The organism is Streptomyces sp. NPDC058663, assembly GCF_042716745.1.
Classification (GTDB): Bacteria; Actinomycetota; Actinomycetes; order Streptomycetales; family Streptomycetaceae; genus Streptomyces.
In genome coordinates this window covers 20,808-45,211 of sequence record NZ_JBHXRV010000054.1, presented here as the reverse complement: position 1 = coordinate 45,211, position 24,404 = coordinate 20,808, and the positions used below count along the sequence as shown (strand labels likewise).

Genomic DNA, 24,404 nt, shown 5'->3' with positions numbered 1-24,404 from the left:
CACCGCTCCGGGTTACGGAAGCGGAGTGTCCGGGGCCGTGGCGGCTGAGTATGCCCGATCGCCCCCCATCCGTCACGGGTCGAAAAGCCGCAGGCCGGGCAGGGCGGGCCGGTGTTACGCGACCGTGTCGTCCAGCGGTGGAGCGGGGCACTCCGGGACCAGCTCCGCGACGGCAGCGAAGGTGGCGCGCAGCAGCGCGACGAGCAGCTCGCACACCTCCTCCCTGGGCAGCACCGGATCACCGATCCAGTCGAGGGTGATGCCCTCCACCGCGGTCATCCACCCGAGCAGGGCGAGTCTGGCCTTCGGCGGGAGGCCGCTGCGGCCGTACGCGCCTTCGGCGAGGGTGGCCAGCAGCTGTTCGCGCACGGTGTCGCGGATCGACTGGACCTGGACGTCGGAGCCGACGCCGCCGGTGACGATCGTGCGGTACGCCGCCTGGTGGTGCTGGGCGTAGCGCAGATAGCCGTCGACGGTGTGCCGCACCCGCTGGGCACGCGGGAGCTCGGGGTGGCTGCCGGCGCGGGCGACGAGGTCGGCGACGGACTCCTGGACGATGGCCAGGTAGTAGCCCCGCTTGTTGGTGAAGTAGTAGTAGATGAGGCCCTTGGCGACGCCCGCGTGGCGCGCGATGTCGTCCATGGACAGGGCGTCGTAGGAGGTGTCGGCGAACAACTTCCGCCCTGTTGCGATGAGTTCGGCTCTGCGCGCCTGGGATTTCCCGGTCGCCCCGCGCTGTTGACTCTTATTCAAATGAGGCCCTAGTCTCCCACTCCGGAAGGATGGCCGCAGTATTCCACGGCCCGCCCTCCGCTCCTCATGCACTTCCCCCTGCGCACTTCTGCGACGTACGGGAGGACCCAGTGAGCGCAGCAAGGAAACCGTGGCAGCAGTCGGCCCGGCAGCAGTACCCCGAGGGCAGAACGGCCTGGCGGCGCAGCGCCGTTCTGGCGGTACCGGCGGTGCTCGCCGTCGGGGCGATGGCGGTGATGATGGGCCAGGGAGCACTGGCCGCGTCGTTCGCCGTCTCGGGCACCAGTTTCCAGGTCTCCTCGGGCAAGTTGTCCAGTACCGGCCTGTCGTCGTACGTGCACACCGACAGGTCCGCGGACGGCAAGGGTCATCCGGTCGCCCTGCTGGGCATCGGGGACGCCAGGCTCTCCGACATCTGTCAGTCGGCGGAGGTGAAGACCCCGGTCGGGACGGTGGTGTTCAAGCTGACGGCGGGTGGCGCGGCGGGCGAGGTCACCGCTTCCAGTCTGATCATCGACGCCGAGGACCTGGCAGGTGACGCCCGCTTCGGTACGGCCGAGATCGGCCGGGACGCCTCCACGCTGGACGCGGTGCCGGGGGTCAGGGGCGAGGCGGGCAAGTTCGGCCTCCAGGCGGGGAACATCGAGGTGGTGGGCGTGCGGTCGCACGCCTGGTCGGCCACCGGCGGGAACTTCCGGCTGAAGGGCCTGCGGCTGGACGTGAACCTGGACGGCAAGAAGTGCTTCTGAGGCGCCGTCCCGGGAGCCGGGACCGCGGTACAGGGTCCGGGCGGGGCGACGGCGGCGGTACGGGCGGGCGCGACGGCACGGGCGAAGGCGGGTCCGTGGCCGGGTCCGCCCGCACGGGCAGCAGGCCCGGCAAGGCGGGTGGACGCCACAGTGGCGGGTGGCTCGACGCGCTGCTGCCCTGGCCGGAGCGCCGGCACCGGTTCCGCGGCTGGCGGCGCCGACGGCCGTTCTGGGCGGGACTGCTCCTGATGTGCTCGGGAGCCGAGCTGCTGCTCGTCCCGCTGTCGCCGCTGCCGATCCTGGTCAGTCTGGGGCTCGGCGGGCTGGCGGCGCTCGGCATCGGGCTGGCACTGATCGCGGCCGGGCTCTTCCTGTGGTTCCTGCCGCACACCCGGCACTACGTGAGCGTCCACGCGCTGATCCTGTCGGTGCTGTCGTTCGCGGCGACCAACCTCGGCGGGTTCCTGGTGGGCACCCTGCTGGGCATCGCCGGCAGCGCGATGGGGTTCGGCTGGACCCCACTGCCCGAGGAGGACCCCGAGCGGGCTCCCGGGCAAGCCGGGGAGGACGGGAGGAGCCGGGAGACCGGGCGGACGGACACGCGTGAGACCGGGCACACGGACTCGGGCAAGGACGCGCGCCGGCCGCCCCCGGTGCGGCAGCAGGGGCCGCGCACCCTGGCCGTGGCACTGCCCGTCCTGCTGCTCACCGCTCTGGGCATGCCCGCGCAGAAGGCGGTGGCCGTCGCGGCCGAGCCACTGGCCCCCCGGGTGCCGCCCACCGTCACCACGGCCCGCTTCGCCCCGGACGGATTCCTGATCGCAGGGGTGAAGGACGTGCGTACCGCGGACGGCCCGTTGAAGGTGATGGTCCTGAAGATGAGGGCCGCCTCCCTCACCGACTACCGGCTGCGGACCCGCGACGGCGGGGACGAGCTGTCCCTGGGCGCCGACACCCTGGACCTGGACGGCGACGTCACCCTGTACCTCACCAGGTTCAGCGGGTGCCTGCAGGGGCTGCTCTGTCTGACCTTCACGCCGGACCGGCTGCCGGTGCCTCCGGTGGTGCCGCCGTTCGTCTTCATGACGGACGTGAGCGCCGAACAGGCCATGGTCACCTCGGACTCGATCGTCACGAACGGACTGACGCTCGGCGCCTCCTGAGCCGGGCGCCCGCCACCCCCTCCGAGGGGCACCGCCGCGAGGCTCAGGGCGTCACAGCAGGCCGGCGCCCGTGACGAGCATCGCAACCACGACCACCAGGGTCCAGCCGAGCACGTGCTCCAGCAGCTTCGGTCCGTCGAGGTCGTCGGGGCCGCCGGTACGGGCACGGAAGAGGTCGGACAGGGCGGCGGTGGCAGCGGTGGCAGTCATACGGGGCTCACAGGGGGAGAGGGAGCAGCAGACGGTGGAAACGGAACGGAACCACCCCTTCCACAGTGCCAGCGGTCCGGGCCCCGGTACAGATGACGTTCGTCACCGCACCGGGGCCGGGGAGAGTCACCAGAAGATCCCATCCCCTTGATACTGACTATCATTTCCATATAGTCTGCGTGGCCTGAACCTTACGGGTGGCGCCCTGTGCGAAGTCCCCCTTGTCACAGCGGAGTTGACGTGAGCGAACCGGCCGGAGCGGTCCGGGCCCCGCAGCCGGTGTCCCTCACGGCGGGCGCGGCCTCGATGCTGCTGCTCTGCGCGATCCTGTGGGCGGCGGGCGCGGTCGACTGGCTGAACTCCCCCGCGGCACTCGCCTGGCAGACGACCTGTGTGGCCATCACCGTGCAGGCACTGCCCTTCCTGGTCCTCGGCACGCTGGTCTCGGGGGCCGTCAACGCGTTCGTCCCCGCGTCGGTGTTCACCAAGGTGCTGCCCCGCAGGCCCGCGCTGGCGGTGCCGGTGGCCGGTGCCGCGGGGGCCGTGCTCCCGGGGTGCGAGTGCGCGTCGGTCCCGGTGGCCGGCAGTCTCATCTCCCGTGGGGTGCCGCCCGCCGCGGCCTTCGCGTTCCTTCTCTCGGCGCCCGCCGTGAATCCGATCGTGCTCGTCTCGACGGCGGTCGCCTTCCCCGACAGCCCGCAGATGCTGCTCGGCCGCTTCCTCGCCTCACTGGCCGTCTCCATGGTCATGGGCTGGCTGTGGCTGCGGTTCGGCCGCGCCTCCTGGCTCCGGATGCCCACCCGGCACGGCGGACACCAGCAGGGCGGCAGCCGCCTGACCGAGTTCCGGCTCGGCTTCCAGCACGACTTCCTGCACGCGGGCGGCTTTCTCGTCCTGGGCGCGGCAGCCGCCGCCACCTTCCACGTGGTGGTCCCGCCGTCCGTCCTGGAGACCTTCTCCGGCTCCCCCTGGGGCGGGGTGCTGTTCCTGGCGTTCCTGGCCGTCGTCCTGGCGGTGTGCTCGGAGGCCGACGCCTTCGTGGCGGCCTCCCTGACGGGGTTCTCGCCCACCGCGCAGCTGACGTTCATGGTGATCGGGCCGATGGTCGACGTGAAGCTCGTCGCCCTTCAGGCGGGAACGTTCGGACGCCCCTTCGCGCTCAGGTTCTCCTCCGCCACCGCGGTGGTGGCGGTCGTGGGCAGCGTACTGGTGGGCTGGTGGCTGCTGTGAAGCTCTCGCTCCAGCCCGTCCTCCTGCTGCTGACCGGCGCCGGCCTGCTGCGCATCTCCTTCTTCAGCGACCTCGCGCTGCGTTACGTGAAGGCAGGGCTGCTGCCCTTCCTCGTCGCTTCCGGCATCGTCCTGCTCATCGCCGGGACGATCGGCGTCCTGCGTCCCGGGCTCCGTGCCGGGAGCGGTCACGGACACGAGCACACCCACGACCACGACCACGGTCCCCGGATCGCCTGGCTGTTGCTGCTGTCGGCGCTCGTCGTGCTTCTCTTCCCGCCGCCCGCCCTCGGCTCGTACAGCGCGTCCCGGGACAACCCCGTGGTCGTCGCGCCCTTCGACCACTTCCGGCCCTTCCCCGCGACCGGGGCCGTCCCGCTCTCGCTGACCGAGTTCATCGCCCGCGCACAGCAGGACGAGGAAGGCAGTATCGAGGGGCGCAGCGTGGTGCTCCAGGGCTTCGTCACCCCGCGCGAGGACGGCATCTGGGACCTGACGCGCCTGGTGGTCTCCTGCTGTGCGGCCGACTCCCGGCCGCTGACGGTCACCGTGCACGGTGCGCGGGCGCCGCGCGCGGACTCCTGGGTGCGTGTGACCGGTACATGGCGCCCCGGCGGCACCCTCGGCACCCTCGCCGCGGACCTCGCCCTGAACGCCACCGAGGTCACCCCCGTCCCCGAGCCCGCGAACCCCTATCTGGACCGGCCGCCGGCACCGCGCTGAACCGTGGGCCGTCGGCGGCCGCCCGGCGCACAGCGGTACGGGAAGAGCCGGGCCGAGGGAGTCAGGCCAGGCCGAGGGACCGCAGCGCACGGCGCCGGGCCGGATCCGGGGCCGTCGGCCAGTACACGTAACACACCCCGCCGGAGGCGCTCCGCACCTTGCCCTGTGCGTCGTACCGCTTGGTCCGCAGCCAGATGTTCTCCCACTCCCGTCTGCGGTAGACCCGGCGCACGGCGTCGTTCGTGGGCGAGGCAGGGTCGTTGGCGATCACGTCGCCCGCGGCGGTGAAGCCGATGACGGTCATCAGGTGGCCCGCGGTGCCGTAACCGGCCCCCGTCAGCTCCTCCTTGCGGAAGGACAGCGAGGCGACGACCGGGATGCCGGCCCCCAGGAGCACCGTCAGCTCGTCCAGCGAGCCCAGCCGGGTGACGACCCCGTTCATGTCGCGGTACGTGGCGGCGTACGCGGCGTTGAAGGGCCAGTTGCCGCAGCCCTCGTACTGGTAGTCGTACGTATGGCGGGCGGCATGGCAGATCTGCGGGTCCTCGTACGAGGGGTCGACCCAGGCCAGCTGCTCGGGGGTGGCCCTGCGTCCCCAGTACTCCAGCACCATCTGGGAGGAGGTCGGACTGCACCAGGCCTCTCCCCCGTTGTCGTACTCCGGGTACCGCCCCTTGTGGATCTCCTGCGAGTGGCGCGGCACCCGCAGTTCGCGCGCGGGGCGCGGTGCGGAGGCCGGCACGGTGAACCGGTCGGGTACGCCGGAGGCCATCGCCCCGAGCCGCCACACCATCGGCGTGCCAGCCGAGCCCGGCAGCCGGTGGAGGGTCACGCGCAGCCGGTGGCCGGTCAGCCGGGGGCCTGCCGCCGGGTCGGCCAGTACGAGGGTGTCGGTGGAGACGCTGCTGCGGCCGTCGCCCTGGCCGTCGACGGAGGTCCGCCTGATGTCGGCATCTCCGGCGGCCCAGCGGCCCATGACGTACCAGGGGGTGTGCGACCCGTCGGTGTACTCGGCGCTCAGTTCGACGGTGAGCCACGTGCCGGGCGGGGTGTCGGCGTTCCAGGAGGCGATGATCTCGGTGGCGGGGACGGGGAAGTGGTGCGGCGGGGAGGTCCAGACCGCGTATTCGTAGGCGGTGGTCCGCCCGGTGTGCGGGTCGGCATGGTCCGCCAGGCCGTCCGGGGTGTCGATCACCAGGCCGGGCCTGCGCCCGCCGACCGCGCGGGTGCCGGCTCCGGTGCCGGAGCGCCAGTCGGTGTACGTGTGCCAGAAGCGGTTGTCGACGTGCGAGGGCTCCTCGGGAGTGGTTGCGGCGGCGGGCGGCGGCAGTGCGGGAACGGCTGCGGCCGGCAGCGGCAGCGCGGGCACGGCGGCGGCAGCGGCGAGCGCGGCGGTGAGGACGGTTCTGCGGGACGTGTGCAGCGGGTCGGGTCCGGCCATGGTCGAAGGCCCCCAGTCGGGTGTGGTGGATGCGGTCCGGTCGCTCGGCGCGGCACTCGGATGGCTACCCCGCGGCGGCCGCCCGCACCCCGGGTCCGCCCCATACTGCGACGGCCCGCCCCTCGACCCGCGACGGCACGCGGGCCGGACGGTCCGGGCATTCGAAGGGCCCGCCCGCACCGGGCCCAGGACCCGCCCGCCCGCACCGGGCCCAGGACCCCCACCCGTCCGTGCCCGGCCCAGGACCCCGCTCGTCCGCGCCCGGGCCCAGGACCCGCCCCTCCGCCCCGTCGCCGCGCCCCTCGCCGGGCGGGTCAGTGGCCGGACTCCTAGGGTGGGCCGGATGAACAGCATCGCCCCCCTCGCCGCCCGGCTGCGTGCCCTGCCGCCGTCCTGCGGCCCGGTCCGGCTGGTCGCCGTCGACGGCCACGCGGGCTCCGGCAAGAGCACCTTCGCCGCCCGGCTTGCCGACGCGCTCGGCGGGGCGCCCGTACTGCACCTCGACGATCTGGCCACCCATCGGGAGCTGTTCGACTGGACGGAGCGGCTGCGCACCCTGGTGACCGGCCCGCTGTCGCGGGGCGAGAGCGCGCGGTACGCGCCGTACGACTGGACTCTCCGCCGCTTCGGGCCCGCCACCCGCGAGCTGCCGCCCGCGCCGGTCGTCCTCATGGAGGGCGTCGGCGCCGGGCGGCGCGCGCTGCGCCCCCTGCTCGCCCACCTCCTCTGGATGGACCTGGACGCGGAGGCCTCGTGGCGGCGCGGCCGGGAACGGGACGGAACGGCACAGTCCGTTTTCTGGGACGGCTGGACGAGGGCCGAGACGGAGCATTTCTCTGCGGACCCCTCCCGTCCGTTCGCCGACGCCCTGGTGCGGCAGGTGCCCGGGGGATACGAGTGGCACCAGAGGAGCTCCGCGACCGCGTGAGCGAACCACTCCGTCACTTTCCGTGATCCCCCGCCCCGACCCCGCCCGGCGTCCGGAAAAGCGTCCGGCCAGTGCCCCAACTCCGCTTGACCCAGGGGGCGTACAGGTCTTACGTTCTCAATGTGCGGCTTTTCGAAGCCGCCCGCAGACACGAAGCCCCCGGTTGTTCCCCCGTGATCGGGGGCTTCGTTCTGCCCTCTTCTGGCCTGCGGGGCGCGCGTAGACCCGGTTCGCTCACCCAGGGTCACCTTCCGTGCGGTCCCCGCGCCACCCTTATTCAGCTGCCCCCTGCCCGGGTACGATGCCCTTCGGTGCGGTCAATTCCCGTCCGGGACACAGCGGTTCGGGCATGTGCCAACGGCATTCGGCCACTGGCGCACGCCCGGCAGCACATCACGGGGGGCACGGTCTGTGGGGGACGTGATGGACTTCGGCACGCAGGGCACGCACGCCCCGGCCGACCTCGCCTGGCTGCGCGGCGTGGACGCCTACACGATGGGGGCGTATCCGCAGGCGGAGGAGGAGTTCCGGTCGGCGGTACGACTCGATCCGGGCATGGCGGACGGCTGGCTCGGCCTGCACGCCCTGCGCATCGACACGACGACGGCGCTCTTACGCATGCACCGCCACCGGGAGCGGTTCGGCGAGCAGCGCTCCCGGCACCGCCGCAGGCTCAACTCCTGGTACTGGCTGGGCTGGTGGGTGCAGCCGGTGCTGGAGAGCCCGCGCGATCTGCTGCTGGCGCACGCCTCGCACTGGCTGGACGGGCGCCACGTCCCGGAGCTGGACCGGGCGCTGGCGGGGCTGCCGCCCGTGGACACGGACAGCCAGGTGCGCTTCCTGCACGCGTGCCGGGCGTATCTGGTCAAGGACTGGGAGCAGTTGGTCCGGCACACGGACTCGCTCGTCGACGATCCGCTCCTGGGCATCGAGTCGGGGCTCTTCGGCGGCATGGCACGGGTCAGGCTGGAGATGTTCGGCCAGGCCGAGCCGCTGCTCTCCGCCTCCCTGATGCGCTGCCGCAGCGAGCAGCCGCAGCGCAAGGAGCTGCGGTACTGGCTGGCACGGGCGCACGAGGGCACCGGGCGCAGCGCCGCGGCCCTCCCCCTGTACCGGGCGGTGCACCGGGTCGACCCGGCGTTCATGGACACCGCGGCACGCCTCGCGGCGATCTCCGAGGGCGACGGGCTGGAGGGGTACGACGATTCGGCGGCGGGACTGGCCGCGGTGTCGCTCGCCGGGGCGGGACTCGGCCAGGAGGCGGTGGAGTCCCAGGGCGAGCTGGAAGCGCTGGAGGGCGGCGGGGACCTGCGGACGGGCGGCGACGGGCAGCTGCCGTTCGGTGGGTCCGTGCCACCCGGCATCCCGATGGGCGTACGGGAGAAGGCGGGGCCGCCGCTGCCGGCCGGGCTGCCTCCGTTCCCGGCCGGGCCCTCCGATCCGGCGCTGCTGGAGCAGGCGCTGGGCGAGCTGGACCGGATGGTCGGCATGGAGCCGGTGAAGCGCCAGGTGAGGGCGCTTTCGGCCCAGTTGAACATGGCGCGGCTACGGGCCGGCCAGGGCCTCCCGGTCCAGCCGCCGAAACGTCACTTTGTCTTCTCGGGGCCCTCGGGGACGGGCAAGACGACCGTCGCCCGCATCCTGGGGCGGGTCTTCTACGCGCTGGGGCTGCTGGGCGGTGACCACCTGGTGGAGGCGCAGCGGGCGGATCTGGTGGGCGAGTACCTGGGGCAGACGGCGGTGAAGGCCAACGATCTGATCGACTCCGCGCTGGGCGGTGTGCTGTTCGTCGACGAGGCGTACAGCCTGGCCAACTCGGCCTACAGCAAGGGCGACGCGTACGGCGACGAGGCCCTCCAGGTACTGCTGAAGCGCGCCGAGGACAACCGGGACCATCTGGTGGTGATCCTGGCCGGCTACCCGGAGGGGATGGACCGGCTGCTCGCCGCCAACCCGGGGCTGTCCTCCCGCTTCACCACGAGGGTCGACTTCCCCAGCTACCGTCCGCTGGAGCTGACCAGCATCGGGGAGGTGCTGGCCGGGGAGAACGGCGACGCGTGGGACGAGGAGTCCCTGGAGGAGCTGCGGAGCATCAGCGGGCACGTGGTGGATCAGGGGTGGATCGACGAGCTGGGGAACGGGCGGTTCCTGCGGACGCTGTACGAGAAGAGCTGCGCGTACCGGGACCTGAGACTGTCGGGGTACGCGTCGACGCCGACGCGGGACGACCTGGCGACGCTGCGGCTGCCGGACCTGATGCAGGCGTACGGGGAGGTGCTGTCGGGGCGGGGGCCGGTGGGACGGGGGCCGGGCGAGGCTCCGGGGATCTAGGGCGGGAAAGGGCCGGCGGCGCGCGCACCGCCAGCCGCCTTCCGACCGTCGCACGCCGCCGCCGGCCCCCGACCGGCCGCACACCACCACGCCGCCGGCCACCCTCCGCACTCCGCGGGGTCACCGGCCGGCGGGCGGGCCGCCCGTGACCGCCGGCTATCCCGCCAGCGCTTCCGTCCTCGGCTCCGTCTTGGCCTCGGTCCGCGGCCGGGCGAGTGCTGCCCCCGGCGCGGCGGGCGCGGTGTCCCGGTGGGCCGGGTCGCGCACTTCCCCGACCAGCTTTCCCAGGACGTCCTCCAGGGCGACCAGGCCGAGCACCCGTCCCGCCCCGTCCGCCACCTGAGCCAGGTGCGTCGCCGCCCTGCGCATCACCGACAGCGCTTCGTCCAGCGGCAGTTCGGCGCGCAGGGTGGTCATCGGGCGCCACACCTGCTGCGGCACCGCACGGTCGGGCTCGTCCAGGTCGAGGACGTCCTTGACGTGGATGTACCCCATGAAGGCACCCGCGGGCCCCGGCGCGCACACCGGGAAGCGCGAGTAACCGGTGCGCACCGTCAGGTCCTCGATCCGGCGCGGGGTGGCCGAGGGGTCCACCGTAACCAGCCCGGCCCTGTGCAGCAGGACGTCCGTGATGGGGCGGCTGCCCAGTTCCAGGGCGTCCTCCAGACGCTCCTGCTCCCCCGGTTCCAGGAGTCCGGCCTGGCCGGAGTCCTCCACCAGGCGGTTCAGCTGCTCGCTGGTGAAGACGGACTCGACCTCTTCCCTGGGTTCGACGCCGAAGAGCCCGAGCACCTTGCGCGCGCACCAGCCAAGACCCGCCGTGACCGGCCCGCACAGTCGCGCGAAGGCGACCAGGCCGGGGCTGAACCACAGTGCGGTCTTCTCCGGGGCGGCCATCGCCAGGTTCTTCGGCACCATCTCGCCGATGACCAGGTGGAGGAAGACCACGAGGGTGAGCGCTATGGCGTAGCCGAGCGCGTGGCTCAGCCCGTCGGGCACGTGGGCCGCGCGGAACACCGGCTCCAGCAGGTGCGCGACGGTCGGTTCGGCGACCGCGCCCAGTGTCAGCGAGCAGACCGTGATGCCGAACTGGGCCGCCGCCATCATCTGTGGCAGGTGCTCCAGCCCGTGCATGACCCGCTTGGCGCGGGCCGAGCCCCCGGCCGCGAGCGGCTCGATCTGGCTGCGCCGTACGGACACCAGGGCGAATTCGGCGCCGACGAAGAATCCGTTGGCGACTACCAGGAGGAGGGCGAAGAGGAGTTGCAGGGCGCTCATCGGGCCGCCTCCGTGAGCTGCGAGGCGGCCGGTGCGGGGCGGGGCACGGACACGGCCGGCGCTCCCCCGGTGGTGGCGGTGCGGACCAGCCGCACCCGTTCCGCGCGGTAGCGGTCCACCTGCCGTACGGACAGCTTCCAGCCGGGCAGTTCCGCCCGGTCGCCGGGGGCCGGGATCCGGCCGAGCAGGTCGGCCACCAGGCCCGCGACCGTCTCGTACGGTCCTTCGGGGACGTCCAGGCCTATCCGGTGCAGGGTGAGGACCCGGCAGCTGCCGTCGGCCTCCCAGCTGGGGCTGCCGTCCTCGGCGGGGGCGACGGGGAGCAGTTCGGGCCGGCCGGCGCCCTCGGCGTCGTGCTCGTCGCGGACCTCGCCGACGAGTTCTTCGACGATGTCCTCCAGGGTGACGACCCCTGCGGTGCCGCCGTACTCGTCGACGACGACCGCGATCGGCTGTTCGCTGCGCAACCGCTCCAGGAGCGGCTGGACGGGCAGTGTCCCGGGAACCAGCAGCGGCGGCAGCGCGATCCTGCCGACCGGCACCCTCATCCGGTCGTGCGCCGGCACGGCGAGTGCGTCCTTGAGGTGCACCATGCCGACGATCTCGTCGATCCGCTCCCGGTAGACGGGGAAGCGCGAGAGGCCGGTCGCCCGGGTGAGGTTGACGACGTCGGCGGCGGACGCGGAGGACTGCAGCGCGTTGACCTTCACGCGCGGCGTCATGACGTGCTGCGCGGTGAGGTGGCCGAGGGAGAGGGTCCGTACGAAGAGGTCCGCGGTGTCCTGCTCCAGCGTTCCGGCCCGTGCCGAGTGGCGGGCCAGGGAGACCAGTTCGCCGGGGGTGCGGGCGGACGCCAGCTCGTCGGTCGGCTCGACGCCGAGCAGCCGTACGAGCCGGTTGGCCACGTTGTTCAGCAGCGAGATCACCGGGCGCAGTGCGGTGGCGAAGCGGTGCTGCGGGCCGGCCACGAAGCGGGCGACCTGGAGCGGCCTGGAGACGGCCCAGTTCTTCGGCACGAGTTCGCCGATCACCATCTGCACGGCGGAGGCCAGCAGCATGCCGATGACGACGCCGATGCCGGAGACGGCACCGGCCGGTATGCCGGTGGCGGTCAGTGGTCCCTTCAGGAGCGCCGCGAGCGCGGGTTCGGCGAGCATGCCGACGACGAGCGAGGTGAGGGTGATGCCGAGTTGGGTTCCGGAGAGCTGGAACGACAGCTCGCGCAGGGATTTCACGACCTGGCCGGCCCGTTTGTCGCCGTCCGCGGCGGCGCGTTCGGCGTCGGGGCGCTCCACCGTGACGAGACCGAATTCGGCCGCCACGAAGAAGCCGTTGGCGAGGATGAGGAGGAATGCCGCTGCGAGCAGCAGAAGCGGGATGGTCATGCCGCCGCCTCGGGAAGGGAGGGGGCGGCGCAGATACTGCCGGACGATCCGTCCATTGCTGGAGGGAGTCACTCCTTGGGTCGAAGGTACGACCCCGCCGGCCGCAGGGGCCGTGTACGCGGGGCGGGACGCGCTCGGCGTCCCACCTCTCAGAGTAAACAGGACCGCCCGGCGCGGCGGCAGGGGCTTCGCCGGTGAGTGCCCCGGTCGGGCGACGCGGTGCGGGCCGCCCTGGCCCCCCGACGCGGCGCGGATCGCCATGGCCCCCGACGCGGTGCGGGCCGCCGTGGCCCCGGTCGCGCCGTCAGCCGCTGTGCGTGCCGCGTGCCTCGGCGAGCGCACGCAGGGTGCGGGCGTCGCGGATGGCCTTCTCCTTGGCGATGCCGGGCTGGATGCCGAGGGCGGGCAGGCTGGTGCCGTCGCTCAGGTCGAGGAAGACCCAGGCGTCACCGGGGCGCAGGTTGACCTTGACGATCTCGGCCCACTCCAGCCGTCGCTTGCTGGTGAGGTTGACCACGGTGACGCCCGCCTCGTCGGCGACCACCTTGGGGCGGCTGAGGAGGATCAGCACCCCGAACATGAGGGCTCCGGTGAAGACGAAGCTGACCCGCTCCCCGGGACTCAGCGTCTCCAGAAGGAGGCCGACCGCCGAGATCGTCGCGAACATCAGCACGCCTATGGTCAGCAGGACCACCCTGGTGCGGTGCGGCCTGAAGGTGACCGGGAGGGCGGGGAGTTCGGGCTGCGGCACGGCGGACGGCATCCTTCTGCGTACGTACGGGAGAGAGGGAAGGCGGGCGGCCGTCAGAGGCGGCAGGCGTGAATGGCCGTGGTGAGGATGGCGCGCGCGCCCAGGTCGTAGAGGTCGTCCATGATCCGCTGTGCCTCCTTGGCGGCGACCATGGAGCGGACCGCGACCCAGCCCTCGTGGTGGAGGGGGGAGATGGTCGGGGACTCCAGACCGGGGGTCAGCGCGACGGCCTTCTCCAGGTGCTCGACCCGGCAGTCGTAGTCCATCATCACGTACGACCTGGCCACCAGGACGCCCTGGAGGCGGCGCAGGAACTGCTGGACCTTGGGGTCGTCGGCGGGGGCGCCGGTGCGGCGGATGACGACGGCCTCGGACTTCATGATCGGCTCGCCGATCACCTCGAGGCCCGCGTTGCGCAGCGAGGTGCCGGTCTCGACGACGTCCGCGATGATCTGGGCGACGCCCAGCTCGATGGCGGTCTCCACCGCGCCGTCCAGGTGCACGACGGAGGCGTCGATGCCCTCGTCGGCGAGGTGCTTGGCCACGATGCCCTCGTAGGAGGTGGCGACGGTCATGCCGCCGAAGTCCTGGACTCCGGTCGCGGTGCCCGGGCGGGTGGCGTACCGGAACGTCGAGCGGGCGAAGCCGAGCTGGAGGATCTCCTCGGCGTTCGCCCCCGAGTCGAGCAGCAGGTCGCGGCCCGTGATGCCGATGTCCAGCTTGCCGGAGCTGACGTAGATCGCGATGTCGCGGGGGCGGAGGTAGAAGAACTCGACCTCGTTCTCCGGGTCGACCAGGACCAGTTCCTTGGACTCCTTGCGCTGCTGGTAGCCGGCCTCATGGAGCATCGCCGACGCAGGTCCGGAGAGGGAGCCCTTGTTCGGAATGGCGATGCGCAGCATGAGGTCAGCTTCCTTAGTGCAGGAGTGAAAGGGGGAAAAGCGGGGGGGTGTGCTCAGAGGTGGGCGTAGACGTCGTCGAGCGAGATCCCGCGGGCGACCATCATCACCTGGACGTGGTACAGCAGCTGCGAGATCTCCTCGGCGGCGGCTTCCTTGCCCTCGTACTCGGCGGCCATCCAGACTTCGGCGGCCTCCTCGACGACCTTCTTGCCGATGGCATGAACGCCCTTTTCCACCAGCTCGGCGGTGCGGGAGGTGGTGGGGTCGCCGTTGGCGGCCTTGAGCTGGAGCTCGGTGAAGAGCTCTTCGAAAGTCTTGTTGGCCATGATGGTCCTTAGAGTACGGGGTTGCCGTGCGGCACTCAGCGCCAGGGTTCCGCGATGGTGCGCAGTGTGGTCGCGGTGGCCACGGCCGCGGTGACCGCCTCGTGCCCCTTGTCCTCCCGCGAACCCTCCAGGCCTGCCCGGTCCAGGGCCTGCTCCTCGGTGTCCACGGTCAGTACGCCGAAGCCGACCGGGACGCCGGTGTCGACGGAGACCTGGGTGAGGCCCTGGGTGACCCCCTGGCACACGTACTCGAAGTGGGGGGTGCCGCCGCGGATGACGACGCCCAGGGCGACGATCGCGTCGTAGCCGCGGCCCGCGAGGACCTTGGCGACGACGGGCAGCTCGAAGGAGCCGGGGACCCGGAGCAGGGTCGGCTCGTCGATGCCCAGTTCGTGCAGGGCGCGCAGGGCGCCGTCGACCAGACCGTCCATGATCTTTTCGTGCCACTGGGCCGCGATCACCGCCACCCGCAGGTCGTTGCAGTTCTTGACGCTCAGTTCGGGTGCACCCTTGCCGCTCACGCTTGCTCTCTCCTCTAGGTGGGTGTGGGGTTACTTGGTGGGTGTGGAGTTAGTTGGTGGGTGTGGGGTTACTGGTGGGTGTGGGGTTACTGGTGGGTGTGGGGTTGCCAGGTGTGTCTGGAGTTACTGATTGCCGCAGGTGGGGGCGGCCGCGCCGTCCAGCCAGGGCAGGTCGTGGCCCATCCGGTCCCGCTTGGTGCGCAGGTAGCGCAGATTGTGCTCGCCGGCCATGACGGGCATGGCCTCGCGTGCGCTGACGGTGAGGCCGTGCCGTACCAGTGCGGTGATCTTGTCCGGGTTGTTGGTCATCAGACGCAGACTGCGCACGCCGAGGTCGGCGAGGATGCGCGCGCCCGCCGCGTAGTCGCGGGCGTCGGCGGGCAGGCCCAGTTCGAGGTTGGCGTCGAGGGTGTCGGCGCCGCGCTCCTGGAGTTCGTATGCGCGCAGCTTGGACAGCAGACCGATGCCCCGGCCCTCGTGGCCGCGCAGATAGACGACGACGCCGCGTCCTGCCTCGGTGACCCGGCGCATGGAGGCGTCCAGCTGGGGGCCGCAGTCGCAGCGCTGCGAGTGGAAGATGTCGCCCGTGAGGCACTCGGAGTGGACCCGGACCAGGACGTCCTCGCCGTCACCGATCTCGCCGTGGACCAGGGCCACGTGCTCGACGCCGTCGGCGGTGGCCCGGTAGCCGTACGCGGTGAACTCGCCGAGGGAGGTGGGGAGGTGCACCTCGGCCTCGCGGACCACGGTCGGGTCGGGCGCCGGGGACACGGGTGCGGTCTGCGTCTCGGTGGCCAGCCGGTGGGCGACCAGGTCCTCGATGGAGATGATCGTCAGGCCGTGCTTGCGGGCGAAGGGGATCAGCTCGGGCAGCCGCAGCATCACGCCGTCCGCGTCGGCGATCTCCACGATGGCTCCGGCCGGGCGCAGCCCCGCGAGACGGGCCAGGTCGACGGCGGCCTCGGTGTGGCCGTTGCGGGCCAGGACGCCGCCGGCGCGGGCGCGCAGCGGGAAGATGTGGCCGGGGCGGACGAAGTCGCCCGCGGTGCTCTCGCCCGAGGCGAGCAGGCGCAGGGTGACCGCCCGGTCGGAGGCGGAGATGCCGGTGGTCACTCCGTGCGCGGGGCCTGCGTCGACGGACACGGTGAACGCGGTGCGCATCGACTCGGTGTTGTGCTCGACCATCTGCGGCAGCGCGAGCCGCTCCAGCTCCGCGCCCTCCATCGGGGCGCAGATCAGACCGCGGCACTCGCTCATCATGAACGCGACGATCTCGGGGGTGATCTTCTCGGCGGCGACGATCAGGTCGCCCTCGTTCTCCCGGTTCTCGTCGTCGACGACGACGACGGGCCGGCCGGCCGCGATGTCGTCGATCGCCTGCTGGACCGGGTCGAGGACCAGGTCCTGACGGTGGTCCTGCGGGGCGTCGTGCACGAGTGCCTCCGGGGTTGCGTACGGGGTGGGCAGCGGCGCGCCGGCCGGGCCCGCGGGGCGGGGAGGGGCGGTGGTCATGCCGGTGCTCCTTCCAGAGCGGGAGCCGGGGCGGCCGCGCGGGAGCGGAGCCACCAGTCGCGCATGCCCCACAGGACGAGGACGAGGTAGATGACGTACACGAAACCGGAGAAGGCGAGTCCGCTGGTGAAGGCGAGCGGGACGCCGACCAGGTCGACCAGCAGCCAGGCGAACCAGAACTCGACCAGGCCGCGTGCCTGCGCCACCATCGCGGCGAGGGTGCCGACGAAGATGTACGCGTCGGCCCACGGGCTCCAGGACAGCGAGGGGTAGAGGGTGAAGAGCCCGCCGACGGCGAGGGTGCCGAGGGCCGCGCCGCCCAGGAGCAGGCCGCGCTCGCGCCAGGTGGCGAAGCGGACCGCGATCGTTCCGTCCTGCGCCTGCTGCTTGCCGCGCTGCCACTGCCGCCAGCCCCACAGGGCGACGCCGATGACCAGGAGCTGCTTGCCGACACCGCCGCTGAGCTGCACCGACGCATAGGCGGCGACCAGGATCAGGCCGGAGGCGAACTGGGCGGGCCAGGTCCATATGGAGCGCCGCCAGCCCAGTGCGAGGGCGAGCAGACCGATGCTGTTGCCGATCATGTCGGACCACATGATGTGCTGGCCGAAGGCCGTGAAGGCTTCGGAGTTGAGCCAGGCGAGGGAGCTCACTTCACGGTCTCCTTGAGGTCGGCGGGAACGGTGCGGTCGGTGCCGGGGGTGCGGTCGGTGCCGAGCAGGCGTTCGACGTACTTCGCGAGGACGTCCACTTCGAGGTTGACCGGGTCCCCGGCCTGCTTGATGCCGAGGGTGGTCAGCGCGAGGGTGGTGGGGATGAGGCTGATGGTGAAGTAGTCGTCGCCCGCTTCGACCACGGTGAGGCTGACGCCGTCGACCGTGATGGAGCCCTTCTCGACGACGTACCGGGCGAGGCCGTCCGGCAGGGCGACCTTGACGATCTCCCAGTGCGCCGAGGGTGTGCGGTCGACGATGGTGCCGGTGCCGTCGACGTGGCCCTGGACGAGGTGGCCGCCGAGGCGTCCGCCGAGTGCCATGGGGCGTTCCAGGTTGACCCGGGAGCCCGGGGCGAGGGCGCCGAGGCTGGAGCGGTTCAGGGTCTCGGCCATCACGTCCGCGGTGAACTCGCCTTCGGCGGTGTCCACGACGGTCAGGCACACCCCGTTGACCGCGATCGAGTCGCCGTGCTTGGCGTCCTCGGTGACCAGGGGGCCGCGCAGGCGGAAGCGGGAGGAGTCGCCGAGGTTCTCGACGGCGGTGACCTCACCCAGTTCTTCGACGATTCCGGTGAACACGCTCAGCGCTCCTTCGAGGGGACGGCAGTGGGGACAGCGGTGCGGGCGGCGGTGTGAACGGCAGAAGGGACGGCGGTGCGGGCGGCCGTGGGGACGGCGGTGATCCGGAGGTCGGGACCGATACGGACCGTCTCGGTCACCGTCAGTCGCAACGCTTCGGCGAGAGTGCTGATTCCGGCGTCGCCGAGTGCGGCGGGGCCCGCGCCGAGCAGCACGGGAGCGAGGTAGCCGACGACCTTGTCCACGGCGCCCGCCGCCACGAAGGCTCCGGCGAGGGTCGGTCCGCCTTCGAGGAGGACCGAGCGCACTCCGCGGTCGTACAGCTCGCCGAGCAGGGCGGGGATGTCGAGCCCGGTGGCACCGGCGGGCAGGCGTACGGCACGGGCACCCGTCCCGGACTCCGCGGCGTCGTCGGTCTTCAGGCCGGCGGCGGCCTCGGGAAGATGGGTCCGGGCGTCCTGCCCGATCGCGATGAGCGTCGCAGCCGCGTCGTCCAGTACCCGGGCGTCCGGCGCGACGGTGGCGTGGGTGTCGACGACGACGCGCAGCGGCTGGACGGCTCCTTCGATGCCCCGTACCGCCAGGTGCGGGTCGTCGGCCCGCAGCGTGCCGGAGCCGACCACGACCGCGTCCGCCTCGGCGCGCAGCCGGTGGACGTCGGCACGGGACTCGGCCGAGGAGATCCAGCGGCTGCTGCCGTCGGCCGCGGCGATCCGGCCGTCGAGGGTGGCCGCGTACTTCCAGAGCACGTACGGACGATGCAGTCGTACGGAGGTGAGCCAGGCGGCGTTCCCGGCGGCGGCCTCGGCTTCGAGGAGGCCCTGCTCGACTTGGACGCCGGCCGCGCGGAGGGTTTCCGCACCGCCCTCGGCCTGCGGGTTCGGGTCGGCGACGGCGTAGACGACGCGGGTGATCCCGGCGTCGAGGAGGGCTTGGGCGCAGGGGCCGGTGCGACCGGTGTGGTTGCAGGGCTCCAGGGTGACGTACGCGGTGCCGCCCCGGGCCTTCTCCCCCGCGTCGCGCAGGGCGTGCACCTCGGCGTGCGGTCCGCCCGCGCGCTGGTGGTGACCCTCGCCCACGACGGTGCCGGTGGGACCGGTGATCACGCAGCCGACGACCGGGTTGGGGCTGGTGGCGCCGAGTCCGCGTGCGGCGAGCTCGACGGCACGGCGCATGGCCCACGCGTCGGGCGCGTCGTGGGGCACTGGCTGGGCTGCGGCGGATGCCACCGGGTCCTCCTGCCTCTTCGGGCACGGACTCCGGGGCCTGTCGATGACGACAGAGAAAACGGACACGCATCACGGGTGACGACAACGGCGACGCCGTGCCGGAAAAGAGAGGTCTCCCGTGCTTCCGGGAAAAACCCCGCCCGACGGCGGCGTACCGAACGACCTGTGACGGCCCGCCGCGCACTGCCTCCCATCCGGACTTTCACCGTCGGTCCAGGAATTTCACCTGGTCAACCGGTCACTGGAGGTGACCGGGTCGCGGACTGTAACCGCCGGTTCGGAATTACACCGACCCCGGAGTGCGCTGCTGCTGATACAGGCCCAGTGTGCCACGACTGATCGCAGGTGTGACCCACACGTACTTGTGTGCTGACTCACAACACTTGGTCCGGACCTATTGACCGCGCTGGTCTAGTCCTCTTAACGTCTGCGTCACCTCCCAGGAGACGGCCCGACGGTGTGCGCACACCCAGGGCGTGTACGGCCCATCCCCGTTCCGTCGCGTGACGCCCGAGCCTCCACAGGAGGACCAGACGTGCTGTCCCCCACTCGTACACGATCCACCGGCCCCGTTCCGGCACGGTCGGCCCGCTCGGTGCTGCTGGCCGCGGGCACCGCGACCGCCGCACTCGCCGCCCTCCTCGGCGGCGCCCTCACCGCCGGGGCCGCGCCGGCTCCCGACACCCCCGCCGCGGTGGACCACGAGACCTGCCGCCCCGACGGGCTCCACCGGACACCGGGAGTCGCCGTCCCGTACTGCTCGGTCTACGACGCCGACGGCCGCGAGAAGATGGGCGCCGACCACCAGCGCCGCGTCATCGGCTACTTCACCGGCTGGCGCACCGGCAAGGACGGGCTGCCCGCCTACCTGGCCTCCGACATCCCGTGGAACAAGGTCACCCACCTCAACTACGCCTTCGCCCACATCGGCGGGGACAACAAGATCTCCGTGGGCGCCGACGGTGAGAAGAACGCGGCCACCGGCATGACCTGGCCCGGTGTCGCGGGCGCCGAGATGGACCCCGCACTTCCCTACAAGGGCCATTTCAACCTGCTGAACAAGTTCAAGAAGCAGCACCCGGACGTCAAGACCCTCGTGTCGGTGGGCGGCTGGGCCGAGACCGGCGGCTACTTCGGCGAGGACGGCAAGCGCGTCGGCTCCGGCGGCTTCTACACCATGGCCACGCACGCCGACGGCACGGTGAACCAGGCGGGCATCAACACCTTCGCCGACTCGGCCGTCGCCTTCATCAAGAAGTACGGCTTCAACGGCGTCGACATCGACTACGAGTACCCGACGTCGATGAAGGACGCGGGCCATCCGGCCGACTTCGGGATCTCCAACGCCCGGCGCGGCGGCCTGGTCAAGGGCTACGCGGCGCTGATGAAGACCCTGCGCGAGAAGCTCGACACCGCGGGCGCGGCCGACGGCAGGCACTATTTGCTGACCGTCGCGGCCCCCTCGTCCGGGTATCTGCTGCGCGGCATGGAGACCTTCCAGGTCCAGAAGTACCTGGACTACGTCAACATCATGTCCTACGACCTGCACGGCGCCTGGAACGAGCACGTCGGGCCGAACGCCTCCCTCTTCGACAACGGCAAGGACGGCGAACTGGCCGCCGCGAACGTCTACGGCAGCGCCCAGTACGGCGGCATCGGCTATCTGAACACCGACTGGGCCTACCACTACTTCCGCGGCTCGATGCCGGCCGGCCGCATCAACATCGGCCTGCCCTACTACACACGCGGCCACAAGAACGTGCAGGGCGGTACCGACGGACTCTGGGGCAAGGCCTCCGCGGCCACCTGTCCGGCCGGATCCGGCCTGACCAAGTGCGGGGACGGCGCCGTCGGCATCGACAACCTGTGGCACGACAAGGACGACAACGGCCAGGAGTCCCCGGCGGGCTCCAACCCGATGTGGCACGCGAAGAACCTGGAGAAGGGCGTCGTCGGCGACTACGTCTCCAAGTACGGCTTCCCGACCGGCACCAGGCTGACCGGTGCCTACACCCGCAAGTACGACTCGACGCTGGTCGCGCCGTGGCTGTGGAACGCCGAGAAGAAGGTCTTCCTGTCGACGGAGGACGAGCAGTCGGTGGGCGCCAAGGCCGACTACGTGGTGGACCGTGGCATCGGCGGCACGATGATCTGGGAGCTGGCCGGCGACTACGGCTGGAACGCGGCCAAGGGCCAGTACGAGACCGGCTCCACGCTGACCTCGCTGATGTACGACAAGTTCAAGGCGGCGAAGCCGTACGGCGCGGCCGTCTCGAACAAGGCGCTGCCGAAGAAGGCCGTCGACATCGGCGTGGAGTTCGGGGACTTCAAGCTCGGCGACTCCAACTACCCGATCACTCCGAAGGTGAAGATCACCAACCACACGAAGACGACGCTGCCGGGCGGTACGGAGTTCCAGTTCGACTACTCGACCTCGGCCCCGGGCAACGCGTCCGACCAGTCGGGCTTCGGCACCAAGGTGATCAGCAGCGATCACACCGGGAGCAACGCGGGCGGCCTGAAGGGCGACTTCCACCGGGCTTCGCTGAAGCTGCCCGCGTGGCAGACGCTGGCGCCGGGGGCGTCGGTGGAGCTGTCGTTCAACTACTACCTGCCGGTCTCCACGCCCTGGAACTGGACGGTGAACATCGGCGGCACGTCGTACGCGCTCACCGGTGACCTGGCCCGCGGCACCGAGACCGTCGAGCCCGGCACGGGCACGGGTCCCGGACCCGACCCGACCCCGACCCCGACGCCCACGCCCACGCCCACGCCGGGGGCGTGCACCGCGCCCGCCTATGCGGCGGACCGTGCGTACGGCGGCGGTGCCACCGTGTCGCACAAGGCGCACCAGTGGAAGGCCAAGTGGTGGACGCAGGGCGCTGAGCCCGGCACCACCGGCGAATGGGGCGTCTGGCAGGACCTCGGGTCCTGCTGACGTTCCCCCCTGTGCTCGGCCCCGGCTCCCCCGTCCGCACGGGGGGCCGGGGCCGAGTGCTGTGCAATGTGTATGCCGTGCCGGGTGCCGGATGCTCGTGACCGGGTGCCGGATCTCTGCGCCCGCCGCACCGGTGACCGGCCGCCGCGGCTACCGCGCCGGGGCGAAGAGTTCGTCCTGGGCGGCTTCGCGGGCGATCAGCAGCGCCCCGTCGAGCACCGCGCCGCCGCCGAGCTCCCCGGCCCGTACCTCCGTGTGCAGCGGTGACAGCTCCGCGAGCCGGGCCTCGACGCGGGCGGCCAGCGCCGCGCCGCCCGCCTGGCCGATGTCGCCGCCCAGGACGAGGAAGCCGGGGTCCAGAACCGCGACCACGGCCGCCGCCCCCAGGGCGAGGCGTTCCGCGAGGGCGGCCAGGAAGGGTTCGGCCCGCTCGCCGGCCGAGAGGGCGGCGGTGAGGACGGCAGGCGCGTCGGGGCCGGCCGGCAGGCCGTGCGCGGCCGCGAGTTCGCAGACCGCCGTACCTCCGGCCAGGGAGTGGAAACCGCCGTCGCAGCCGGTGGCCGACGGCAGCCCCTTGGCTCCCGGGACGGGCAGAAAGCCGATCTCACCCGCACCGCCGGAGGCTCCCCGGCGCAGCCTGCCGTCCAGGACGACGGCGGCGCCCACCCCCTCGCCCAGCCAGAGCAGGACGAAGGTGTCCTGTCCGCGGGCGGCGCCCAGGCGCTGTTCGGCGACGGCGGCGAGGTTGGTCTCGTTCTCGACCAGGACGGCGGCGGGCAGCCGCTCCTGGAGCACGGCGACGAGCCGACGGTGCCAGGCGGGCAGCCCCGTGCTGTCCCGCAGCTCGCCGGTGGCCGGGTCGATCAGGCCGGGTGCGCCGATGCCGACACTGTGCAGGGTCTGCGCGCCGGCCGCGCGGGCGGTGCGCTCCAGCAGAGCCACGGCCGCGTCCACCGCCGCCTCCGTGGGGACGTCGTCCGCGACGGGCAGGGTCGCCTGGGCGAGGGTGCGGCCCAGAAGGTCGGCGATGCCCACGCCGACGCTGCCGGTCCGGACGTCGAGGGCGGCCAGATACGCGCGCGCGGCGACGATTCCGTAGACCCGTGCATTGGGCCCCCGGCGCTCGGTACCCGTCTCACCGACGACCTCGATCAGGCCCGCCTCCTGGAGGCGCTCCACCAGGTCCGCCACGGAGGGGCGGGAGAGGCCGGTGAGGGACTTGAGCTGGCCCGCGGTCAGCGGACCCTCCTCCTGGAGCAGGTGCAGGGCACGCCGGTCGTTGATGGCGCGGGCGGTGCTCGGAGAGGCGGGCATGGGCCGGATCCTTTCAGATCTATTTATCAGGCAGGCTTCCTGATAGTTTACGGCCCGATACGGATCGACGCGCACGCCCTCACGGCCGCCGGCACCGCCTCAGGACGCCGGGCCACCACGCCACAGGTCGTACGACACAGGACCCCAAGGGGGAGACATGGAATTCGGTACGGAACGGCTGAAGCGGGCGCGGTACGCCGTCGCGGCCGTCTTCTGCGTCCACGGGGCGGTGACCGGCAGCTTCGCCACCCGTGTCCCGTGGATCCAGGACCACGCCTCGATCAGTGCGGGCCAGCTCGGCCTGGCGCTCGCCTTCCCGGCGATCGGCGCCTCCGTCGCGATGCCGCTCGCGGGGTCGATAAGCCACCGCTTCGGTGCGCGCACCGCGCTGCGCGGGCTGCTCGCGCTCTGGACCCTGGCCCTGGTCCTGCCCTCGCTGGCGCCGGACATCTGGACGCTGTGCGCCGTGCTCTTCGTGTACGGGGCGACGGCCGGCATGTCGGACGTGGCGATGAACGCGCTCGGCGTCGAGGTGGAGAACCGGCTCGGCAAATCGATCATGTCCGGGCTGCACGGCATGTGGAGCGTGGGCGCCCTGATCGGTTCGGCGGGCGGCACGCTCGCCGCGCACCTGGGCAGCGATGCCCGGCTGCACCACCTGCTCGCGGCCCTCGTCCTGACCGCGCTCGGCCTGGTCGCCTGCCAGGGCGTACTGGACCTGCGCAGCGCCCCGGAGGCGGAGGCTCCGCCGCGTTTCACGCTGCCGCCGAAGTCTGCGCTGGTCATCGGCGCGGTGGGCTTCTGCGCGGTGTTCGCCGAGGGGGCCAGCCTGGACTGGTCGGCGGTCTATCTGCGGGATGTGCTGCACACCGATCCGGGCCTGGCGGCGGCGTCCACCACGGCGTTCGCCCTGACCATGGCGGTGGCGAGGCTGGCGGGCGACAGGGTGGTGGACCGGTTCGGCCCGGTGCCGACGGTGCGGGTGGGCGGCGTGGCCGCCACCGCCGGCGGACTGCTGGTCGTCCTCGCGCCGAACGTGCCGCTGGCGCTGGCCGGGTTCGCCCTGCTGGGGCTGGGGGTGGCGGTCGTCGTTCCGCTGGCCTTCGCGGCGGCCGGGCGCAGCGGACCCCATCCCAGCCAGGCCATCGCGGGTGTCGCCACGATCACGTACACCTCGGGCCTGATCGCGCCCTCGGCGATCGGCGCGGTGGCGGACGCGACGTCGCTGGTGGTGTCGTTCGCTCTGGTGACGGTGCTGGCGTTCGGGCTGGTGGTGGGTGCTCAGGTACTGCGCGGGGCGGGCCGCCAGGCGGCTCCGGCAGCCGGGGCCACGACGCAGCCCACTCGGAAGTGATCATCCCTTTTCAGCCATAGCATTTGCTTCGATCGAAAACGGTCGTCTTTGGATCAGAAGCACAGCTGAACGG

At 72.1% G+C, this 24,404-nt stretch carries 22 protein-coding genes and 1 riboswitch; of the genes, 8 read left to right on the top strand and 14 right to left on the bottom strand.

Going from position 1 to position 24,404, the window contains the following annotated elements; translation table 11 throughout:
• Window positions 1-114: 114 nt before the first annotated feature.
• Window positions 115-753: a TetR/AcrR family transcriptional regulator gene (locus ACFWVV_RS31370; RefSeq protein ID WP_384355460.1), complete on the bottom strand. Its 639-nt coding sequence runs from the start codon at window positions 751-753 to the stop codon at window positions 115-117.
• A 227-nt stretch (window positions 754-980) separates the two neighbouring features.
• Here ACFWVV_RS31370 and ACFWVV_RS31365 point away from each other — a divergent pair, with 227 nt between their 5' ends.
• Both ACFWVV_RS31365 and ACFWVV_RS31360 read left to right on the top strand, forming a co-directional pair.
• Window positions 981-1,502, top strand: coding sequence for a DUF6230 family protein (locus tag ACFWVV_RS31365; protein ID WP_384355506.1), 522 nt, complete (start codon window positions 981-983; stop codon window positions 1,500-1,502).
• A 170-nt stretch (window positions 1,503-1,672) separates the two neighbouring features.
• Entirely contained in the window at window positions 1,673-2,665 is a 993-nt protein-coding gene (locus ACFWVV_RS31360) for a DUF6114 domain-containing protein (RefSeq protein WP_384355504.1), read from the top strand.
• Window positions 2,666-2,716: 51 nt separating this feature from the next.
• Here ACFWVV_RS31360 and ACFWVV_RS31355 read toward each other — a convergent pair whose 3' ends face one another.
• Window positions 2,717-2,875, bottom strand: coding sequence for an SCO1431 family membrane protein (locus ACFWVV_RS31355; RefSeq protein ID WP_384355458.1), 159 nt, complete (start codon window positions 2,873-2,875; stop codon window positions 2,717-2,719).
• Window positions 2,876-3,181: 306 nt separating this feature from the next.
• Here ACFWVV_RS31355 and ACFWVV_RS31350 point away from each other — a divergent pair, with 306 nt between their 5' ends.
• Together ACFWVV_RS31350 and ACFWVV_RS31345 are read left to right on the top strand one after the other, a co-directional pair.
• On the top strand, window positions 3,182-4,105 hold the full coding sequence (locus ACFWVV_RS31350) for a permease (RefSeq protein ID WP_384355502.1): 924 nt from the start codon (window positions 3,182-3,184) through the stop codon (window positions 4,103-4,105).
• Window positions 4,093-4,827, top strand: a complete 735-nt coding sequence (locus tag ACFWVV_RS31345; RefSeq protein WP_384355456.1) for a TIGR03943 family putative permease subunit — start codon at window positions 4,093-4,095, stop codon at window positions 4,825-4,827. The genes ACFWVV_RS31350 and ACFWVV_RS31345 overlap by 13 nt, the downstream gene beginning before the upstream one ends.
• 61 nt (window positions 4,828-4,888) lie before the next feature.
• Here the strand turns inward: ACFWVV_RS31345 and ACFWVV_RS31340 are convergent, their stop codons facing one another.
• Window positions 4,889-6,268 (bottom strand): peptidase C39 family protein, encoded by a 1,380-nt coding sequence (locus ACFWVV_RS31340; RefSeq protein ID WP_384355454.1) that lies wholly within the window; start codon window positions 6,266-6,268, stop codon window positions 4,889-4,891.
• 343 nt (window positions 6,269-6,611) lie between these two features.
• Here ACFWVV_RS31340 and ACFWVV_RS31335 point away from each other — a divergent pair, with 343 nt between their 5' ends.
• Both ACFWVV_RS31335 and ACFWVV_RS31330 read left to right on the top strand, forming a co-directional pair.
• Entirely contained in the window at window positions 6,612-7,196 is a 585-nt protein-coding gene (locus ACFWVV_RS31335; RefSeq protein ID WP_384355452.1) for a uridine kinase, read from the top strand.
• A 423-nt stretch (window positions 7,197-7,619) separates the two neighbouring features.
• Window positions 7,620-9,527 (top strand): AAA family ATPase, encoded by a 1,908-nt coding sequence (locus ACFWVV_RS31330; RefSeq protein ID WP_384355450.1) that lies wholly within the window; start codon window positions 7,620-7,622, stop codon window positions 9,525-9,527.
• Window positions 9,528-9,683: 156 nt separating this feature from the next.
• Here the strand turns inward: ACFWVV_RS31330 and ACFWVV_RS31325 are convergent, their stop codons facing one another.
• The 10 genes from ACFWVV_RS31325 to ribD form a co-directional block, all read right to left on the bottom strand.
• Window positions 9,684-10,805 (bottom strand): hemolysin family protein, encoded by a 1,122-nt coding sequence (locus ACFWVV_RS31325; protein ID WP_384355448.1) that lies wholly within the window; start codon window positions 10,803-10,805, stop codon window positions 9,684-9,686.
• The gene (locus tag ACFWVV_RS31320; RefSeq protein WP_384355446.1) at window positions 10,802-12,190 is read right to left on the bottom strand and encodes a hemolysin family protein; all 1,389 of its coding nucleotides are present in this window, start codon (window positions 12,188-12,190) and stop codon (window positions 10,802-10,804) included. Before ACFWVV_RS31320 ends, ACFWVV_RS31325 begins: the two co-directional genes overlap by 4 nt.
• 304 nt (window positions 12,191-12,494) lie before the next feature.
• On the bottom strand, window positions 12,495-12,953 hold the full coding sequence (locus ACFWVV_RS31315) for a PH domain-containing protein (protein ID WP_384355444.1): 459 nt from the start codon (window positions 12,951-12,953) through the stop codon (window positions 12,495-12,497).
• Between the two features lie 41 nt (window positions 12,954-12,994).
• The gene (gene hisG, locus ACFWVV_RS31310; RefSeq protein ID WP_384355442.1) at window positions 12,995-13,843 is read right to left on the bottom strand and encodes an ATP phosphoribosyltransferase; all 849 of its coding nucleotides are present in this window, start codon (window positions 13,841-13,843) and stop codon (window positions 12,995-12,997) included.
• Window positions 13,844-13,896: 53 nt separating this feature from the next.
• Window positions 13,897-14,169 carry a phosphoribosyl-ATP diphosphatase gene (locus tag ACFWVV_RS31305; protein WP_185030482.1) on the bottom strand — a complete coding sequence of 91 codons (273 nt, stop codon included), beginning with the start codon at window positions 14,167-14,169 and terminating at the stop codon, window positions 13,897-13,899.
• A 35-nt stretch (window positions 14,170-14,204) separates the two neighbouring features.
• The gene (ribH, locus tag ACFWVV_RS31300; protein ID WP_384355439.1) at window positions 14,205-14,690 is read right to left on the bottom strand and encodes a 6,7-dimethyl-8-ribityllumazine synthase; all 486 of its coding nucleotides are present in this window, start codon (window positions 14,688-14,690) and stop codon (window positions 14,205-14,207) included.
• Between the two features lie 123 nt (window positions 14,691-14,813).
• The gene (locus ACFWVV_RS31295; protein ID WP_384355437.1) at window positions 14,814-16,202 is read right to left on the bottom strand and encodes a bifunctional 3,4-dihydroxy-2-butanone-4-phosphate synthase/GTP cyclohydrolase II; all 1,389 of its coding nucleotides are present in this window, start codon (window positions 16,200-16,202) and stop codon (window positions 14,814-14,816) included.
• Window positions 16,199-16,855: a nicotinamide riboside transporter PnuC gene (locus ACFWVV_RS31290; protein WP_384355435.1), complete on the bottom strand. Its 657-nt coding sequence runs from the start codon at window positions 16,853-16,855 to the stop codon at window positions 16,199-16,201. The genes ACFWVV_RS31295 and ACFWVV_RS31290 overlap by 4 nt, the downstream gene beginning before the upstream one ends.
• Window positions 16,852-17,496, bottom strand: coding sequence for a riboflavin synthase (locus tag ACFWVV_RS31285; RefSeq protein ID WP_384355433.1), 645 nt, complete (start codon window positions 17,494-17,496; stop codon window positions 16,852-16,854). The genes ACFWVV_RS31290 and ACFWVV_RS31285 overlap by 4 nt, the downstream gene beginning before the upstream one ends.
• Window positions 17,497-17,498: 2 nt before the next feature.
• Window positions 17,499-18,671 (bottom strand): bifunctional diaminohydroxyphosphoribosylaminopyrimidine deaminase/5-amino-6-(5-phosphoribosylamino)uracil reductase RibD, encoded by a 1,173-nt coding sequence (ribD, locus tag ACFWVV_RS31280; protein ID WP_384355500.1) that lies wholly within the window; start codon window positions 18,669-18,671, stop codon window positions 17,499-17,501.
• A 230-nt stretch (window positions 18,672-18,901) separates the two neighbouring features.
• A riboswitch (FMN riboswitch) is annotated at window positions 18,902-19,032 on the bottom strand.
• 228 nt (window positions 19,033-19,260) lie between these two features.
• On the opposite strand from ribD, the gene ACFWVV_RS31275 reads away from it, so the two are divergent.
• Window positions 19,261-21,663 (top strand): chitinase C-terminal domain-containing protein, encoded by a 2,403-nt coding sequence (locus tag ACFWVV_RS31275; protein WP_384355431.1) that lies wholly within the window; start codon window positions 19,261-19,263, stop codon window positions 21,661-21,663.
• Window positions 21,664-21,813: 150 nt separating this feature from the next.
• Here ACFWVV_RS31275 and ACFWVV_RS31270 read toward each other — a convergent pair whose 3' ends face one another.
• On the bottom strand, window positions 21,814-22,977 hold the full coding sequence (locus ACFWVV_RS31270) for an ROK family transcriptional regulator (RefSeq protein WP_384355429.1): 1,164 nt from the start codon (window positions 22,975-22,977) through the stop codon (window positions 21,814-21,816).
• Window positions 22,978-23,134: 157 nt separating this feature from the next.
• On the opposite strand from ACFWVV_RS31270, the gene ACFWVV_RS31265 reads away from it, so the two are divergent.
• Window positions 23,135-24,331 (top strand): MFS transporter, encoded by a 1,197-nt coding sequence (locus ACFWVV_RS31265; protein WP_384355427.1) that lies wholly within the window; start codon window positions 23,135-23,137, stop codon window positions 24,329-24,331.
• Window positions 24,332-24,404 lie beyond the last annotated feature (73 nt).